The organism is Cytobacillus sp. ABV4_503, from assembly GCF_056158445.1.
On record NZ_JBSWTH010000001.1, the window covers coordinates 1,077,611 to 1,094,049 of the forward strand.

Below are 16,439 nucleotides of genomic sequence, written 5' to 3' on the forward strand. Positions count from 1 at the left end.
ACTGTTTAAAAAAGGAAAGAAAATCAAACCTGTTTTGATTATAATATTAATAACAGAGACCTCACGGAGAGGGTGATTCTATTGGCAGTCACAATTAAAGATGTAGCAAAGATGGCAAAAGTTGCGCCTTCTACTGTTTCAAGGGTAATTGCCAACAATCCTCGCATCAGCGAGAAAACCAAGCAAAAAGTCAGGGAGGCAATGGAGCAATTAGGATACCATCCGAATTTTATTGCCCGCAGCCTTGCAAGCCAGTCTACCCGTGCAATTGGGCTGATAATGCCCAGTTCTACGGATGTTGTATTTCAGAACCCCTTCTTTCCAACTGTCCTTAGGGGTCTGAGCGAGGGAGCTCATGAAAGGCATTATGCCCTCCATATGACAACAGGGAAAACGGATGATGAGATTTATGAAGGTGTTGTCCAGATGGTACAGGGCGGCCGGGTAGATGGAGTGATTTTGCTATATTCAAAAGTGGAGGATAAAGTTCTGGCCTTCTTAAAGGAAAGAGATTTCCCTTTTGTTGTTATAGGCAAGCCTTTTTCAGACGAAGAAGAAATTACTTACGTAGATAATAATAATTTCCGTGCAGCCAAAGAAGTAACGGAGTACTTGATTAAGCTTGGCCATAAGCACATTGCGTTTGTCGGGGGGAACTTGAATCTAACCGTTACAGTTGAACGGCTGCTTGGCTATGAAAAAGCATTAAGGGATGCTGGCATTGAGCTGGTAAATGAATATATTGTTCATGAGGAATTCTTAAAAGAAGGAGGCCAGGAAGCTGTCAGAGGACTCAATTCCCTGAAAAAACCACCAACTGCCCTAGTGGTTGCCGACGACTTAATGGCATTGGGTGTCCTGAATACGTTGGATGAATTGGGTATAAGAGTTCCTGAAGATATGTCTATCATCAGCTTTAATAATGTGCTTTTGGCTGAAATGTCCAGGCCTCCCCTAACTTCTGTCGATATTAATATATTCGATCTGGGGTTTGAATCTGCACGAAGCCTCATATACAGAATTGAAAACCCGCGGGAGCCTGTAAAGCGAATTATTATTCCCCATAAAATTGTAAAACGCTGTTCATGCAGCAGTCCGAATACTGAAGAACCACAGATTGTGTCATAAAAAAAGGGAAGCCTGGGGCGGGCTTCCCTTTCGATTTGTCTGTTTATCCGTTTACAATAGTACCGCCATTGACATGGATCATCTGGCCGCTCACATAAGATGAATCATCACTGGCAAGATAGACATAGGCCGGAGCCAATTCATATGGCTGTCCTGCTCTGCCTATTGGGGTATTTGATCCAAATTTTGATACCTTATCCGCGGTGAATGTAGACGGAATAAGCGGTGTCCAAATGGGTCCAGGAGCAACTCCATTTACGCGAATTCCCTGTCCAGCCAGCGATTTGGCCAATGAGCGTGTAAAGGAGACAATCGCACCTTTTGTTGAAGAATAGTCGATTAGCTGCTCGTTTCCTTCATAAGCTGTTATGGAAGCAGTATTGATAATTGAGCTTCCTTTTTTAAGGTGAGGAAGAACTGCTTTTGTCAGGTGGAAGAATGAAAAGATGTTTGTTCTGAATGTTTTTTCAAGCTGTTCAGCAGTGATATCAAGCAGGCTTTTTTGAGGATGCTGCTCTGCAGCATTATTAACAAGTACATCAATTTTACCAAATTTATCAAGTGTTTTCCTGACAGCATCCTTGCAGAATGTTTCACTTCCGATATCACCGGAGATCAGCAGACAGTCCTGTCCCTCAGCCTGAATGGCCTCTTTAGTCTTTTCTGCGTCTTCATGTTCTTCCAGATAGACAATTGCCACGCTTGCTCCTTCTTTAGCAAAATAAATGGCGGCTGATTTTCCGATGCCGCTGTCTCCACCTGTTATTAAAACAACTTTTCCTTTTAATTTATGGGACCCTTTATAATTTGGATCAACCGTTTGGGGCTCAGGCTGCATTGGTGCCTCTGTGCCGGGCTGATGTTCCTGATGCTGAGGCGGAAATTCCTGTGGATTGTTTTGAGTATTAGACATTACGAAATCCCTCCAAATCATTAATACTCTTTTAATTCCATTTTATTATGGTAAAAAAACATGGAAATTATTTGCATAGCTTCATATAATAGATTTAAAAAAAGAGTGGGGGAACTGGAATTGCAGATTCGATCAGCTGAAAAATGTGATGCAGAAGCCATTTTGGCGCATTGCCGGAAGGCTTTTGGGGAAAGTGATTTTTTAATGACCGAAGCGGAGGAATTTAATTTAACAATTGAAGAAGAGGAAGCGTGGATTGAACAGAGCATAAGAAATGGGGATCTAATTTTATTAGCGGAAGTTGACAATGAAGTAATTGGAATGCTGAACTTTCGGCGGTCAAAAAGCAAAAAGGTGAAGCATCTGGGCTATTTCGGGATCACAATACAGGAGAAGCATTGTAATCAGGGACTGGGAAGCAAAATGATGGAGCAATTTCTGAAGTGGGCGCAAGAGGAACCGGGTCTGGAAAAAGTATGCCTGGAAGTCTTTGCTTATAACCAAAGAGCGATTCATATGTACAAGCGATTTGGATTTCAGGAGGAAGGACGCAAAATTAAACATATTAAAAGAAATGATGGGTCTTATGCAGATGAATTATTAATGTATAAATTTTTGAAATAATATTTAGCAAACTTCCTGAATTCAAAAAAAGCAAACGGATTTTCTCCGTTTGCTTAAACTTACCGATAGTTTACGAATTGAACATCTACAGTCAAATCAGCCTCTTTAACAGCTGCAATAATCTTCTGCAGGTCATCTCGGTTTTTGCCAGTTACACGGACCTGATCATCCTGAACCTGGCTCTTCACCTTTAAACCGCTGTTTTTAATAAGGGTATTAATCTTCTTTGCATTTTCTTTATCAATTCCCTGAACAAGCTTTGCTCTTTGGCGTACTGTTCCGCCTGATGCCCCTTCAATTTTGCTGTAATCAAGATTTTTTACAGGAATGCCCCTTTTTATCAGTTTACCCAATAAAACATCTTTAAGCTGTTCCAATTTAAATTCGTCATCAGATAGAAGCACGAGCTCTTCTTTATCCAGCTTTATATCACTTTTGCTGCCTTTAAAGTCATAGCGGGTGGAGATTTCCTTCATGGCAATATTAATGGCATTGGTTACTTCAGAAAAGTCAACTTTGGATACAATATCAAATGAGCTTTCTTTAGACATGACAGCCTCCTTGGAGATAACAATTTAAGTTTCACTTCTTGTCCTTATTATAGTAAAATATAGCAGTTCAAACAACTTTAGGAGTTATGTGATCTTAATTGGGAAAGATTTAATATAATGAATATTTGTTTACTGGAAACCAAGAAGGAGGAAAAGGGATGGCTTTAGAAGAGAATTTAGGCCGTGCTGCTAAACTGATTGTTTCAAGGGAAGCGGCATTTGGCTATTTTTTGACGGATGGAGAGGAAGATGTTCTTCTTCATCAGAATGAGACGGATGAAAAGCTGGAAGAAGGACAGGAAGTTGAGGCTTTTCTTTATATGGACTCACAGGGAAGAATTGCAGCAACAACTGTGATTCCCGAGGTTCAGGTTGGTACATATGGATGGGCACATGTAAGTGATGTAAAGCCCGGCATCGGTGTATTCATTAACATTGGCATTCAGAAGGATATGCTCCTGGGGGAGGAAGATTTGCCTGTACATGAAGCTGTATGGCCGATTGAAGGGGATAGGCTGTACATTACACTCCGGGTGAATAAGAATAACAGAATTTATGTAAAAATGGCTACTGATCCTGTCATTACAGATATTTCAATTAAGGCAGCCAAAAGTGATTTTAATAAGAATATTCACGGACATATATATAGAACCGCAAAGGTTGGGAGCTGGATTTATACAGCTGAAGGCTTTAAAGGCTTTATCCATGAATCCCAGCGCAAAAGGGAGCCCCGTCTTGGCGAAAAAGTTGATGGGAGAATTGTAGATGTGAAAGAGGACGGAACAGTGAATGTTTCTCTTGCTCCCAGAAAACATGAGGCACTGGACGATGATTCCGAAAAAATCCTATCATATCTTGAAAGCCGCAATGGTGCGATGCCTTTCGGAGATAAAAGCGCGCCAGAAGATATACAGGAGCGTTTTCAGCTAAGCAAAGCTTCTTTTAAAAGGGCTCTGGGAAGGCTTATGAAGGAAGGCAAGGTTTATCAGGAAGATGGATGGACATATATAAAGAAAGACTAATTTACAATCTAAAAAACGGACAAGCCAATGCTTGCCCGTTTTATTATTATAGATGGTCTGTCTTTTTAGAATATTGGTTTTTCCCGGCCTTGCGGTTTTTCTCGCGCATCATATTTTTTTCGTGAAGAAGCGCATTATTGTCTTTCGCTTTTTTATCATTATCGGAAGTATGCGGCATAATAATAATACTCCTTTCATACTAAGAGGTTTATCCTTCAGAATATTACTGAAGTACAATCATATTGTCTGTCAGAATGAAATGGAGTATGTATTCTTCACTTAAGGTTTATATTTGCTTTTGGTAGAAAACCGCAATTGTTCCTGGACCCGTATGGGAACCGATTGCAGAGCCTATGGATGTAATATAGACTTCTTTGGCTTTAAGCTCTTCCAGGATTAATCTTTGCATTTCCAGAGCTGTGTCTTCATCATCTGCATGGCTGATGCCGACCGTCTGGTTCTCAAACGAAGTCCCATTTTCTTTCATCAGCTCAATAATGCGGCGAAGAAGCTTTTTCTTGCCGCGCAGTTTCTCAATCGGTACAAGTTTGCCATCTTCTACAGTTAGGAGAGGTTTAATATTCAAAAGTCCGCCTAGAAATGCGGAAGCTTTAGAAACACGTCCGCCTTTTGCCAGGTATTCGAGGTCATTTACAGTGAATAAACTCTCGAGGTTCCGGCAGCGAAGTTCGATATCTTGCTGTATATCTTCCTTGGATGCACCTGATTGTGCTTTGGCAGCAGCTGCCTTCACGATTAATCCATATCCCAATGAAGCAGCCTTGGAATTGATAATGGATAATTTGAAATCCGGGTATTTCTCTTTTACCTGCTCCAAAATCATTACAGCGGTCTGGTATGTACCTGAGAGTCCGGAGGAAAAAGAAACATAAATACCGTCTTCATTTTGTTCTGCCATTTTCATGAACGTTTCTTCAAAATGTAGAGGGGATACCTGAGATGTTTTAGGCACCTGGCCATCACGGATAGCATCATAAACATCCTTAGGTTCTATGGTGACTAAATCTTCATATTCTGTATCATTCAGTTGAACCTTTAATGGGAAAAGTGTGACGCCATTTTCTTCATAGAAGCTTAGCGGCAGATCACACGCACTGTCAGCTAAAATTTTTACTGACATTTTCTTTCACCTGCTTTCAAACTATATGAATTAAGTTTATAGAAATCAAGGAGAAAAAACAATGAATTGTGTTGAAAATGACACTGACTGGGTAAAGAAAATAATAAGAAAATTCAGGGGGTAAAAAATGGTTTGGTTAGAAACTAAGAAAGTATTTATTGTTTTAATTGGTGCAATATTGAACGCGATTGCGATGAATTTTTTTCTGATACCTGCCAATGTATATGCGAGCGGTTTTACAGGTGTGGCCCAGCTCTTATCAAGCATTCTGGGGGATTTTGGATCAACAGGGATCCTGCTTTTCATTCTAAATATTCCCGTCACCATTTTAGCCTGGAAAAAGGTTGGAAGGTCGTTTACCATTTATAGTTTTCTCAGCGTATTCTTAATGTCTTTTTTCCTGGAAATAATACCGGTAATTCATGTATCAAAGGATATTTTGCTTAATGCCGTTTTTGGAGGTGTCATTGCGGCTGTTGGCGTAGGGATAACACTAAAATGGGGGGCTTCCACAGGAGGGATGGATATCATCGCGATGGTATTGTCCCGAATGAAAGACAAGCCTGTCGGTACATATTTTTTCACACTTAACGCCATTATTATAATAACTGCCGGCTTTTTGTATGGCTGGGAAAAAGCCTTATACACTCTTGTTACCCTATATGCCTCAACCAGGGTCATTGATGCCATTCATACAAGACATGAGAAACTGACAGCGTTGATTATAACGAAAAAATCGGAAGAAATGAAAAAAGCCATCCATGATCATCTTGTCAGGGGGATTACAACCATTCCTGCAAAGGGGGCTTTTACAAATGAAAACAAGGAAATGATGATGATTGTCATCACCCGTTACGAGTTATTTGACCTTGAAAGAATTATAAAAGAAGTAGATCCGAATGCTTTTACGAATATTGTCCAAACCGCTGGTGTATATGGTTTCTTCCGCAGGGATTAAATGGAATGGAGGGATGAAGGATGCTTCGGCTTTTGGCTGCTGCTGCTCTGATTATCTTTACTATGCCTTTGCAAAGTTTTGAAGCTTCTAAAAAGGAAATGCCATTTGATTTTAAAGTAACGCCTCAAGCAGGAACAGAAAACATGGAGATGGAATTAGTTCTGAGGAATACTGCCAATTACCCGCTAAGCTTTGAGTTTAGGACTTCCCAATTTTACGATGTGGATATATTCAATCAAAAGGGCGAAAAGGTATATTCCTCTTCAGAAGGGAAAGCGTATTTACAGGCTATACAGACTGTTGCCCTCAAACCGGATGAAATTAAGGTGTGGAAAGAGCAATGGGATTATCGGCACAAAGGCGTAAGAGTTAAGGAAGGGGAGTACATTGTAAAAGCCAGGCTTTTGGCATCAAACATAAATGGGAAAGAAATGGAGACGAAAGCGGAATCAAAAGCCTCTTTCTATATTCCAGGAGAAAATCCTGCCTTTCGCCATGTTAAGGTCTCTGGAGAGAATGGCTTTTATACAGTATCAATTGAAGGGCGTCTAAAAAGCGGAAAGCTATGGTATACAGTTGAAGATGGCCATAATGAACTGCTGCCTGAAAAGGGAGTATCAGCACGTTCAAATAACTGGGAGAACTTTAAGATAAAAGTAAGCATTTCTGTTGATAAACTGCCTGAAAACGGATCATTGATTTTGCATTTATATGAAAAAAGCCATGAAGACGGACATATTATTAATTCCTTTCCTGTTATCCTGGAAAGGAGATAAAAAAGAAGCTGGCAGCCATCGAGGCTGCCAGCTTCTTTTTAGCGATTCTGCGAATATTGTTCAAGCTCCTGCTGCATCTCCCGCAGCTGTGCCTGTTCAGCCGCATTGGAATTGGCAAACGCGGAACTTAAAGCATTTTTCGCGCGGGAAACAGTTTCTTCGCCTGCAGAATTTTTAGCTATTTCCACATATTTTCTGGCTTCCTGAAATAGTCTGTTTCCCATCGTTATATTCCTCCGAGGGATGATTCTTTCACATTAGCTAATTTTTGGGCTTCCGCCTCTGCATAGGTCATGTGGTACGGGATACGTTCATCATGCTTACTAACAGTATCAACACCCTGTTGTACGAAGCGTTTTGATTTATTACGTTTACCCATTCGAATCCCCTCCATGAAAGAGTTTAAAGCAGCATTGTGCTGCTCCATCCTTTAGTATGCTCTATAGGAATGATTTAAAAAGGGAATTTAATGGACTGATTACTATTTAATTCTTTTTGTTCATTTGCTTACAGTGCTTTAAGGTTTAATAATTCATTTAGATAGATTCCGATTCCATCTTCCTCGTTGGTTAGGGTGACTTCATTGGCAATATTTTTAACCTGGTCTATAGCATTGCCCATGGCAATCCCGTAGCCTGCAAATTCAAGCATTTCAAGATCATTGTCTTCATCACCGAAAGCTATGATCCGCTCAGGCGGTATTTGGAAGTAATCAGCTGCTTTTTGGAGGCCAACGGCTTTATTCAGACCTGTTTTTACGATTTCAATGACATGCCATGGAGCCGCCCAGCGACGGTGGTCAATCACTTCGGCATGGACTTCAGAAAGATGGGCTCTAATTGTTTTTACATGTTCTTCATCTGTATGGATCAGCATGCTTGTCGGATTATCATTAAGATAATTGCGCAAATCTCCAGTCGTAATTTTGGGATCGCCAAAACCGAAGATATCCAGAAGCTTTTCATCATGGTAATGCAGGTAAACATCATCTATAACTTCTGCTACAATATTATGAACTGTATAACTATTAACTGCTTCGACAATTTCCTTTGCAACGTTCATTTGCAAAGGTGTGTGATAAACTCCCCAATTATGATCTTTAGGATGATGTATATAAGCACCATTGAAATTGACTATTGGCGTAGTCAAGCCCATTTCACGATAGTAAATTTCGCTGGAGCGATATGGCCTACCTGTGGCAATCATCACTTCATGTCCTTGTTCACGTGCCTTTTGAATAATCATTTTAGTTTTAGCTGAGATGGTTTTGTCATCTTTTAATAATGTTCCATCAAGGTCCAGTGCAATTAAATGTTTTTCTGCCATAAGATCTCCTTCTAAGCGCTCAGCACTTTTTCTTAAGAATAAAACTGCAGATAGCGGACTGCAGCAAATTGCTTATCTTGAAGTATGCCCCGCTTTTCTTTTAAGTGTAAAGGTTTTGGAAAAAAAAAGTCTACATGTTAAACTGAAAAAATAGAAAGAATTTACATCATGACAAGAGCGTAAGCTTTTACAAAATCATTTTATACATATATGTTATCAATATTATTATAATTTTGTAAAAAAAATCACTTGTGCCCTAACAGATTTAGGAGGAAGAACTGTGGTTGTTATTGAACATAAGCATTTCAAAGAAATTCCTGTTCTTGAACTTGCCAGGCAGGAAGTAAAGGGGGAACGCTTGCCATTCATTATTTTCGTTCATGGCTTTACGAGTGCCAAAGAACATAATCTGCATTATGCCTATCTGCTTGCTGAAAAAGGGTTCAGGGTGGTGCTTCCGGACACTTTACTTCATGGGGAAAGATCTGAAGGTTTATCAGGCAGCGATTTAAATTTCAAGCTATGGGATATTGTTCTGAATACCATTGCGGAATTGAACATAATCAGGGATGTCTATGAGGATGCAGATTTGATCGACCAGGGAAGAATAGGGCTTGTGGGCACCTCCATGGGAGGAATAGTCACTTTGGGCGCCTTGACCCAGTATGAGTGGGTCAAGGCTGCAGTAAGCCTTATGGGTATGCCGTATTATGAAGAATTTGCACAGCTTCAGCTGGATGAATTGAAGAAGAATAAGGTTGAAATTCCGCTTTCCAGCGAAGAACTGGCAGATCTGCTGGGGACTTTAAGGGAGCGTGATTTAAGTCTTCAGCCTGAAAAACTCGGAGGAAGGCCTCTTATGTTCTGGCATGGCAAAAAAGACCCGGTTGTGCCTTATTCCTATACATACCAATTTTATGAGACCATTCAGCCCTTATATAGTGACTCACCTGAAAACCTCATGTTCATATCAGATGAACAGGCAGGGCATAAAGTAAGCAGGGAAGGGCTGCTGGAAACGGTTAAATGGTTCGGGGAACATCTATAACCAACATTTTTTCAATTCATTTAAATATTTGTTAAGATAAAGATAAAGTAAATAATGAAGGAGTGCTGCAGATATGGACCAGGATTTAAAAGACAGCATCATGGGTGCGCTTGAACTTGTTGTTGACCCGGAGCTGGGGATAGATATTGTAAACTTAGGCTTAGTATATGATGTTAAAATGGAAGAGGAAGGGAAAGCCGTAGTAGATATGACTCTTACATCCATGGGCTGTCCTTTGGCAGGAACAATTGTTGAACAAGTAAAGTCAGCTTTGGCTGATATTCCAGAAGTAAAGGACACTGAAGTGAACATTGTCTGGAACCCGCCTTGGTCTAAAGACAGAATGTCCCGCTATGCAAAAATTGCACTAGGCGTACAATAAGATTGAATCTTAAAAAACAGCTGGAGTATTTTCCAGCTGTTTTTTTATGCCCTTGCTTGTAATTTTTTGAACGTAACTCTGTACATGAGCATTGTATGTGAGGTAGTTCACTTATTTAACATGCCGATTATCCTATAATAACGATGGAAAGACAAAATTGCGTTGATGAAACAGCCAGGATTGAGCTGCTTAGGAGGCATTTCAAATGGGATTTGATAGAAATTTTAATAATGACCCTTTTATTGTGATATGGGAATTAACAAGGGCATGCCAGCTAAAATGTCTGCATTGCCGAGCGGAAGCGCAATACAAGAGAGATCCGCGAGAGCTTTCTTTTGATGAAGGGAAGTATTTGATTGACCAAATCAAGGAAATGAACAACCCTATGCTTGTTTTTACTGGTGGAGATCCATTAATGAGGCAGGATGTATTCGACATTGCCGAATATGCTGTAAAAAAAGGCGTGCGTGTTTCGATGACGCCCAGTGCGACACCCAATGTAACAAAAGAAGCTATTGAAAAAGCTAAAAAGGTCGGCTTAGCTCGATGGGCTTTCAGCCTTGATGGGCCAAATGCGGAAATCCATGACCATTTTAGAGGTACTTCCGGATCCTTTGATTTAACGATCGAAAGGATTAAATATTTGCACGAGCTTGAAATACCAGTCCAGATTAATACAGTTATTTCGCGTTATAATATAGATTATCTTGAGGAAATGGCTAAGGTTGTCGAAGAACTCAAATGTGTTCTTTGGAGTGTGTTCTTCCTCGTCCCAACAGGAAGAGGGCAGGAAAAAGATATGATTTCTCCGGTTGAACATGAGAAGGTATTTACATGGCTGTATAACTTAAGCAAAAAAGTTACTTTCGATATCAAGACAACAGCTGCCCAGCATTACCGCCGAGTAGTCATTCAGCAAAAAATGAAGGAAGCGAAGGCTCAGAATGAGGACATTCAATATCTTGATGCACTTACACAGCAAGGGCTAACGGGTTCTATAGATGGTTTAGGCAGGGCACCTAAAGGAGTAAATGACGGAAATGGATTTGTTTTCATTTCACATATTGGGGATGTTTATCCCAGCGGGCTGCTGCCTGTTAAAGCAGGGAATGTAAGGGAACAGCCACTTGCTGAAATATACAGGGAATCGCCAATTTTTAAAAACCTCAGAAATCCTGATAAGTATAAAGGGAAATGCGGACTATGCGAGTTCCGTTATGTATGCGGGGGATCCAGGTCACGGGCATTTGCCATGACAGGGGATTATATGGAAAGCGAGCCGTTTTGTGTCTATATTCCAAAGGCACATAGAAAGAAAGAGGCAAAATCATAAAAGAAAGAGGAGTGCAGTTAAGATGCACTCCTATTCGATGCTGCAATATACGGCAGGGCAGTTTTCACAGCCTATTTCATTTTTTAAATATTGAAGATCTTTGACTGTGATTTTTCCATTTAGAATGGTGATGATGCCGTCTTTTTTCAGTTCACCCAGTATCCGGTTGGTGCTTTCCCTGGAGGTGCCGCAGAAATTCCCAAGTTCTTGATTCGTAAGGGGCAGATCAATGAGTATGCCGCCCATAACCTTAATGCCATAGCTGTTAGTCATTCTGATAAGGGTTGAATAAAGGGCACCTTTTTTTCCATTAAGGACGAGATCTCTAAATTTGGTCTGTGTATTACGGAAGTGGTCGCTCATCCATTTCATAAATTCATAAGCTAATGTACTATTTTTAAAAATCTCCCTTTCCAGGACATCTTTTTTTATCACAGCAACTTCACCAGCTTCAAGCACTAAAGCATTTAATAAATATTTAGGGTCACTGGTAAATAGGGTCAGCTCACCAATGATTTCATTTTCTCCGCATATCCTGAAAGTGAGTTCTCTGCCATCTGCTGTTATCTTGCTGATTTGTATCTTGCCTGAAAGTATAATATAAAGCTCATCAGCATCCATACCTTCCTGAAAAATGTAGGCCCCTTTGGGGGTTTTCATACGCCGGTCTGCGAAATGAAGAAGCTCTTTAATCTCTATGGAATGTGTCGGTTTAATGGCTGTACGAGGCATGTTGACCCTCCTTCATAAAACAACTGTCTTTTTTCACAATAATATCATTTGTATAGTGAAAACATTGCCGGCTTTTGTGTCTTTATTGTGGCAAATTCTATTGAAATGGCGTGTCTTTGCTATTATACAAACAATTCCCTATTAACATTGAAACGATTGTATGTTCTAATAGTAGAAGCCCTTAATTTGAGATACTGGGTTATTTCTGTTATTTTAAGGGAAAGGCTAAAATATACATCTGTATAGAAAGCTTTTTTAAGTCACTCTTTATATGGAGTTGAACGAAATGGCTAAAACAATCGTAAAAGATAAATTGAATAGACCTTTAAGAGACCTTCGCATTTCTGTCATTGACCGCTGTAATTTCCGCTGTCAATACTGCATGCCGGCAGAAATATTTGGGCCGGATTTTGCTTTCCTTCCAAAAAACGAGCTCCTGAGCTATGAAGAAATTGAACGGCTGGCTAAAATTTTTATAAGCCTTGGAGTGGAGAAGATTAGGTTAACAGGCGGAGAACCGCTTATGAGAAAGGACATGCCTAAACTTGTAAAAATGCTTTCAGACATTGAGGGCTTAAAAGATATAGGACTAACCACAAATGGTGTATTGCTGCCCAAGCATGCGAAAGATTTAAAGGAAGCAGGACTGGTGAGGGTTAACATCAGTCTTGACAGCCTGGATGATGAGCTGTTTGGAAAAATAAACGGACGCAATGTGGGTGTCAAACCAGTTCTTGAAGGAATCGAGGCAGCAAAAGAAGCAGGGCTTGGCGTCAAGCTTAATATGGTCGTTAAAAAAGGCCTGAATGATTCTGAAATTGTCCCGATGGCTAAGTTCTGCAAAGATAACGGCTTACAGCTCCGCTTTATTGAATACATGGATGTCGGCAGTACAAACGGCTGGAAGATGGACGAGGTTGTTACCAAAAAAGAAATTTATCACATGTTAAAGGAACATTATTTATTGGAACCGGTAGATCCGGATTATTTCGGAGAGGTTGCCAAGCGATACCGATATAAGGGGACTGATGTGGATGTTGGGTTTATTACATCTGTTTCTGAATCGTTCTGTTCAAGCTGCACACGTTCAAGATTGTCAGCAAACGGCCAAATTTTTACATGCCTTTTCAATGGAGAAGGCCATGATCTGAAGGGATTTATGAGAAAAGGCGCAACGGATGAAGAAATTACCGATCGGATTATTAATATTTGGAACGAAAGAAAAGACAGATATTCAGACGAACGGACTGAAGAAACCATTGCCAGCAGGAAAAAGATTGAAATGTCCTATATTGGAGGATAAAAAAAGCATGCTTTGCTGTGTCATGAGAAATGGACATAGCCGGGCAGGCTTTTTATTTTGTCTTTTAGACTGCAAAAAAACTGCAGCCGTTATTGGCTGCAGATCAAGATGTTTATATATACCGTGGAAATAGAATGTTATTTTCAAGGTGAACATGCATGAAAGTTTGGCTTTCAAGATCTTCCAGCCGCTTATACACAAGGCGGTATGAGCCGCATGCATCTGCTGGAGGAGTATAATCAGAAGTAATTTCCCTCAATTCCTTTAAAATTGAACCTGCATGATCATGCTCTTTCTCAAGCTCCCGGATATAGCTGATGATTTCTTCGCGATTTTCAGCCTGGGGGTCATCAAGCTTCAGAAGCATTGGAAAAACTGACTCTTCCTCTTTAGAAGTATGTTCAAGAAGCTCGTGCTTCAGCTCAAAGAATAATTGATGGACTTGTAAAAGCTCCTCGTGGCTTTCTCCATGGACTCTTGAGACCTTTGTTACATATGGGCTTAATAGGGATAGTTCCTCCTCAAGAGGACGATGATATCGTTTGATGACATGTTCAATAATAACTTCTGATGTACTGTCAGTCCATACTTCTAAATCATCGGTTTGGTTTTCCTTCTGAATAACCTCGTTCAATTCTTTAATCAGAACGTCCATATTGGCAGACTGCTCTGAAACTGCACGCACCAGCGGAATATTTCCACCGCAGCAAAAATCAATGCGATGACGTTTAAAAACATCACTTGTCTTTGGAAATTCATTTACAATATCTTTTACCAGGGGGTCTTCTGTAAGCAGTATGGTCATTGAATTTTCCTCCTTCTATCTTGTGAACTATCTAAAGAATAAACGAATTTCCTTTTTTATTTGGTGACGGGCATCACACTTGCAGGCTTTTTATAAAGTTTTTTGGGTAGTCTATTTTCGCATAAATTGTTGTTCTTTGCCTATCAATGTTGTCCGTTGATTTCCGCTCCAGGCTGCTCGCTTTCCGCGGGGCGGGCGGTGAGCCTCCTCAACGCTCCGCGTCTGCGGGGTCTCACCTGTCCCGCTACTCCCGCAGGACTTTGAATAAGCTTCGTTGAGTAAACACCGCACGAAGAAAATGCGAATGCATTTTCGAGGATCTCGCACCTTCCGCTACAATCAACTTAGTAAATAATATAAAAAAAGCAACAAACCTTACGAAAACAGCCTTTAGGTAAAACCATGCACATATGTAACTGAAAGTGTGATGATTGTCATGTTATAAGTTTTCATGTACGTTTATAATAATTGAAATAGAAAAAGCGTTAAGAAAAGTACATAGGAGCTGATATCATGCTGGAAAAAAGAACTCCCATTCCTGTTGCTGATGCAGTAAAAAAAATCATGGCATATCAATTAAACGGAAGTGCAGAATACGTATCCATTAATGAAAGCAACGGCCGTTTTCTGGCAGAAGATTTAAAAGCGACACATGATGTCCCTCATTTTGATCGATCACCATATGATGGTTTTGCTGTCCGTTCTGCAGACACAAAGGAAGCTTCATTGGAAAATCCCGTCATATTTGAGGTGGTAGACCACATTGGCGCCGGACATGTGACATCCAAAAAAATTGGTCCATTCCAGGCAGTAAGAATTATGACTGGTGCCCAAATGCCTGAAGAATGTGATGCCGTTGTAATGCTTGAACTGGCAAAAGCATATGAAGAAGACGGTAAGAATTTTATGTCCATTAAACGCACCTATAATCCTGGAGACAATGTTTCCTTCAAGGGCGAAGATGCGAAGGAAGGAGATTCCCTGGTTAAAAAGGGGACAAAAATCAACCCTGGAATTCAGGCTATTCTTGCTACCTTTGGCTATGCCGAGGTACCGGTTGCAAAGAAGCCTGTTATCGGATTATTTGCAACAGGCACCGAGCTATTGGAAGTTCACGAACAGCTGCAGCCGGGGAAAATCAGAAATAGCAATGCCCATATGATAGCAGCGCAAATTGAAAGGGCTGGAGCAGAAGTTGTTTATTATGGAAAACTCCCTGACGAATTTGATACTTGTTTCAATGCTGTGAAGGAAGCTTTGAACAGTGTGGATATGCTGATTACTACGGGTGGCGTATCTGTGGGGGATTTTGATTATCTGCCGGGAATTTATGAAAAGCTTGCGGCAGAGGTCCTTTTCAACAAGGTTGCGATGAGGCCCGGCAGTGTGACAACAGTTGCCCAGCATGAAGGGAAGCTGCTGTTTGGACTTTCCGGAAATCCTTCTGCCTGCTATGTAGGGTTTGAGCTTTTTGCAAGACCGATCATCCGGAAAATGCTGTTCTCTGAGAAACCGCACTTAAGAAAAGAAACAGCAGAGCTCGTGGCCGAGTTTCCAAAAGCAAACCCATTTACACGATTTGTCCGGACTGCTGTGAACTATTCAAGAGGCAGACTGGAGGCAGCGCCAAGCGGAGTGGATAAATCAAACATTGTGATGAGTCTCGCCGGCGCGAATTCACTAATGATCCTGCCAGGCGGTACCAGAGGCTATGGCAAGGGCGACATTGTTGATGTGCTATTGCTTGAGGACCATGAAGGAAGCGAATGGCCATGGTAAAGGAACCTGTCATTTTTCAGGTATCCGGCTTTCAAAACAGCGGAAAAACAACCTTGGTAAATAAATTGATTTCCGGATTAAAAGGGAAGGGCCTTTCTGTCATTGCCATTAAGCATCATGGCCATGGCGGCAAGCCCGAGACCCCGGAAGGAAAGGATTCCAGCAGTCATATTGAATCAGGAGCAGCGGCTTCAATTGTTGAAGGTGGCGGCAGACTTCTTTTACAAGCTGAGAAGAAAAGCTGGAGCCTGGAGGAACAGATCAGGATTGCCATGCAGCTGCAGCCTGATGTAGTACTTATTGAAGGTCATAAAATGGCTTCATACCCTAAAGCACTCCTGCTCAGAAGTGGTGAAGATCTGTACCTTATGGAGGAACTGACAAATATCTGTGCACTCTTCAGCTGGGAAGATAAAGTGATTAAGCACAAGGCTGCAGATTTGGAAACTCCGTTTTTCAGCATTCATAATCCAAAAGGCACTGAGTGGATTATTGAGTATTTAGTGGGCGAAAGTAAGAAAAGGAAATAAGATTATTCAAAACAGTCCATTTTATTTTGGGCTGTTTTTTATAATTCTCTGAAAGTTGAACGTTTTGTGGCGATGTGTTTACCAGTGA

20 protein-coding genes are annotated in these 16,439 nt (G+C 40.8%); 11 read left to right on the forward strand and 9 right to left on the reverse strand.

Features of this window, described 5'->3' with window-relative positions; translation table 11 throughout:
* The first annotated feature begins 81 nt into the window (after positions 1-81).
* Entirely contained in the window at positions 82-1,128 is a 1,047-nt protein-coding gene (locus tag ACXAD1_RS05530) for a LacI family DNA-binding transcriptional regulator (protein ID WP_206835207.1), read from the forward strand.
* Positions 1,129-1,171: 43 nt separating this feature from the next.
* Here the strand turns inward: ACXAD1_RS05530 and ACXAD1_RS05535 are convergent, their stop codons facing one another.
* A complete protein-coding gene (locus ACXAD1_RS05535) occupies positions 1,172-2,041 on the reverse strand; it encodes an SDR family oxidoreductase (protein ID WP_206835211.1) in 870 nt (289 codons plus the stop codon).
* A 120-nt stretch (positions 2,042-2,161) separates the two neighbouring features.
* Between ACXAD1_RS05535 and ACXAD1_RS05540 the strand changes: the two genes are divergently transcribed.
* Positions 2,162-2,665 carry a GNAT family N-acetyltransferase gene (locus ACXAD1_RS05540; protein ID WP_206835213.1) on the forward strand — a complete coding sequence of 168 codons (504 nt, stop codon included), beginning with the start codon at positions 2,162-2,164 and terminating at the stop codon, positions 2,663-2,665.
* Positions 2,666-2,724: 59 nt separating this feature from the next.
* Here ACXAD1_RS05540 and ACXAD1_RS05545 read toward each other — a convergent pair whose 3' ends face one another.
* A complete protein-coding gene (locus ACXAD1_RS05545) occupies positions 2,725-3,216 on the reverse strand; it encodes a YajQ family cyclic di-GMP-binding protein (RefSeq protein WP_159866208.1) in 492 nt (163 codons plus the stop codon).
* 158 nt (positions 3,217-3,374) lie between these two features.
* Between ACXAD1_RS05545 and ACXAD1_RS05550 the strand changes: the two genes are divergently transcribed.
* Entirely contained in the window at positions 3,375-4,238 is an 864-nt protein-coding gene (locus ACXAD1_RS05550; protein ID WP_370224061.1) for a CvfB family protein, read from the forward strand.
* Positions 4,239-4,284: 46 nt separating this feature from the next.
* Here ACXAD1_RS05550 and ACXAD1_RS05555 read toward each other — a convergent pair whose 3' ends face one another.
* Together ACXAD1_RS05555 and ACXAD1_RS05560 are read right to left on the reverse strand one after the other, a co-directional pair.
* Complete coding sequence (locus tag ACXAD1_RS05555) at positions 4,285-4,416, reverse strand: DUF3941 domain-containing protein (RefSeq protein WP_009331260.1); 132 nt, start codon at positions 4,414-4,416, stop codon at positions 4,285-4,287.
* Between the two features lie 108 nt (positions 4,417-4,524).
* Complete coding sequence (locus ACXAD1_RS05560) at positions 4,525-5,379, reverse strand: DegV family protein (RefSeq protein WP_206835217.1); 855 nt, start codon at positions 5,377-5,379, stop codon at positions 4,525-4,527.
* A gap of 127 nt (positions 5,380-5,506) precedes the next feature.
* On the opposite strand from ACXAD1_RS05560, the gene ACXAD1_RS05565 reads away from it, so the two are divergent.
* Positions 5,507-6,337: a YitT family protein gene (locus ACXAD1_RS05565; RefSeq protein ID WP_009331258.1), complete on the forward strand. Its 831-nt coding sequence runs from the start codon at positions 5,507-5,509 to the stop codon at positions 6,335-6,337.
* A gap of 20 nt (positions 6,338-6,357) precedes the next feature.
* Positions 6,358-7,113 (forward strand): BsuPI-related putative proteinase inhibitor, encoded by a 756-nt coding sequence (locus ACXAD1_RS05570; protein ID WP_370224057.1) that lies wholly within the window; start codon positions 6,358-6,360, stop codon positions 7,111-7,113.
* 38 nt (positions 7,114-7,151) lie between these two features.
* Here the strand turns inward: ACXAD1_RS05570 and ACXAD1_RS05575 are convergent, their stop codons facing one another.
* From ACXAD1_RS05575 to ACXAD1_RS05585, 3 genes are all read right to left on the reverse strand, one after another.
* Positions 7,152-7,337 (reverse strand): DUF3813 domain-containing protein, encoded by a 186-nt coding sequence (locus tag ACXAD1_RS05575; protein WP_206835221.1) that lies wholly within the window; start codon positions 7,335-7,337, stop codon positions 7,152-7,154.
* Between the two features lie 2 nt (positions 7,338-7,339).
* Positions 7,340-7,492, reverse strand: a complete 153-nt coding sequence (locus ACXAD1_RS05580; protein WP_009331255.1) for a hypothetical protein — start codon at positions 7,490-7,492, stop codon at positions 7,340-7,342.
* Positions 7,493-7,620: 128 nt separating this feature from the next.
* On the reverse strand, positions 7,621-8,439 hold the full coding sequence (locus ACXAD1_RS05585) for a Cof-type HAD-IIB family hydrolase (protein ID WP_206835223.1): 819 nt from the start codon (positions 8,437-8,439) through the stop codon (positions 7,621-7,623).
* 280 nt (positions 8,440-8,719) lie between these two features.
* Between ACXAD1_RS05585 and ACXAD1_RS05590 the strand changes: the two genes are divergently transcribed.
* From ACXAD1_RS05590 to ACXAD1_RS05600, 3 genes are all read left to right on the forward strand, one after another.
* Complete coding sequence (locus ACXAD1_RS05590) at positions 8,720-9,487, forward strand: alpha/beta fold hydrolase (protein WP_474909618.1); 768 nt, start codon at positions 8,720-8,722, stop codon at positions 9,485-9,487.
* Positions 9,488-9,560: 73 nt separating this feature from the next.
* A complete protein-coding gene (locus ACXAD1_RS05595) occupies positions 9,561-9,869 on the forward strand; it encodes a metal-sulfur cluster assembly factor (protein ID WP_009331252.1) in 309 nt (102 codons plus the stop codon).
* Between the two features lie 205 nt (positions 9,870-10,074).
* The gene (locus ACXAD1_RS05600) at positions 10,075-11,202 is read left to right on the forward strand and encodes a TIGR04053 family radical SAM/SPASM domain-containing protein (RefSeq protein WP_370224054.1); all 1,128 of its coding nucleotides are present in this window, start codon (positions 10,075-10,077) and stop codon (positions 11,200-11,202) included.
* A 30-nt stretch (positions 11,203-11,232) separates the two neighbouring features.
* On the opposite strand, the gene ACXAD1_RS05605 is transcribed toward ACXAD1_RS05600, so the two are convergent.
* Positions 11,233-11,934 carry a Crp/Fnr family transcriptional regulator gene (locus ACXAD1_RS05605; RefSeq protein ID WP_206835231.1) on the reverse strand — a complete coding sequence of 234 codons (702 nt, stop codon included), beginning with the start codon at positions 11,932-11,934 and terminating at the stop codon, positions 11,233-11,235.
* A gap of 286 nt (positions 11,935-12,220) precedes the next feature.
* Here ACXAD1_RS05605 and moaA point away from each other — a divergent pair, with 286 nt between their 5' ends.
* Positions 12,221-13,237: a GTP 3',8-cyclase MoaA gene (moaA, locus tag ACXAD1_RS05610; RefSeq protein ID WP_206835235.1), complete on the forward strand. Its 1,017-nt coding sequence runs from the start codon at positions 12,221-12,223 to the stop codon at positions 13,235-13,237.
* A 112-nt stretch (positions 13,238-13,349) separates the two neighbouring features.
* Here moaA and ric read toward each other — a convergent pair whose 3' ends face one another.
* Complete coding sequence (gene ric / locus ACXAD1_RS05615) at positions 13,350-14,042, reverse strand: iron-sulfur cluster repair di-iron protein (RefSeq protein WP_206835237.1); 693 nt, start codon at positions 14,040-14,042, stop codon at positions 13,350-13,352.
* Positions 14,043-14,555: 513 nt separating this feature from the next.
* On the opposite strand from ric, the gene ACXAD1_RS05620 reads away from it, so the two are divergent.
* Together ACXAD1_RS05620 and mobB are read left to right on the forward strand one after the other, a co-directional pair.
* Positions 14,556-15,821, forward strand: a complete 1,266-nt coding sequence (locus ACXAD1_RS05620; RefSeq protein WP_206835239.1) for a molybdopterin molybdotransferase MoeA — start codon at positions 14,556-14,558, stop codon at positions 15,819-15,821.
* Positions 15,815-16,351, forward strand: coding sequence for a molybdopterin-guanine dinucleotide biosynthesis protein B (gene mobB / locus ACXAD1_RS05625; RefSeq protein WP_474909619.1), 537 nt, complete (start codon positions 15,815-15,817; stop codon positions 16,349-16,351). Before ACXAD1_RS05620 ends, mobB begins: the two co-directional genes overlap by 7 nt.
* The last annotated feature ends 88 nt before the right edge of the window (positions 16,352-16,439 follow it).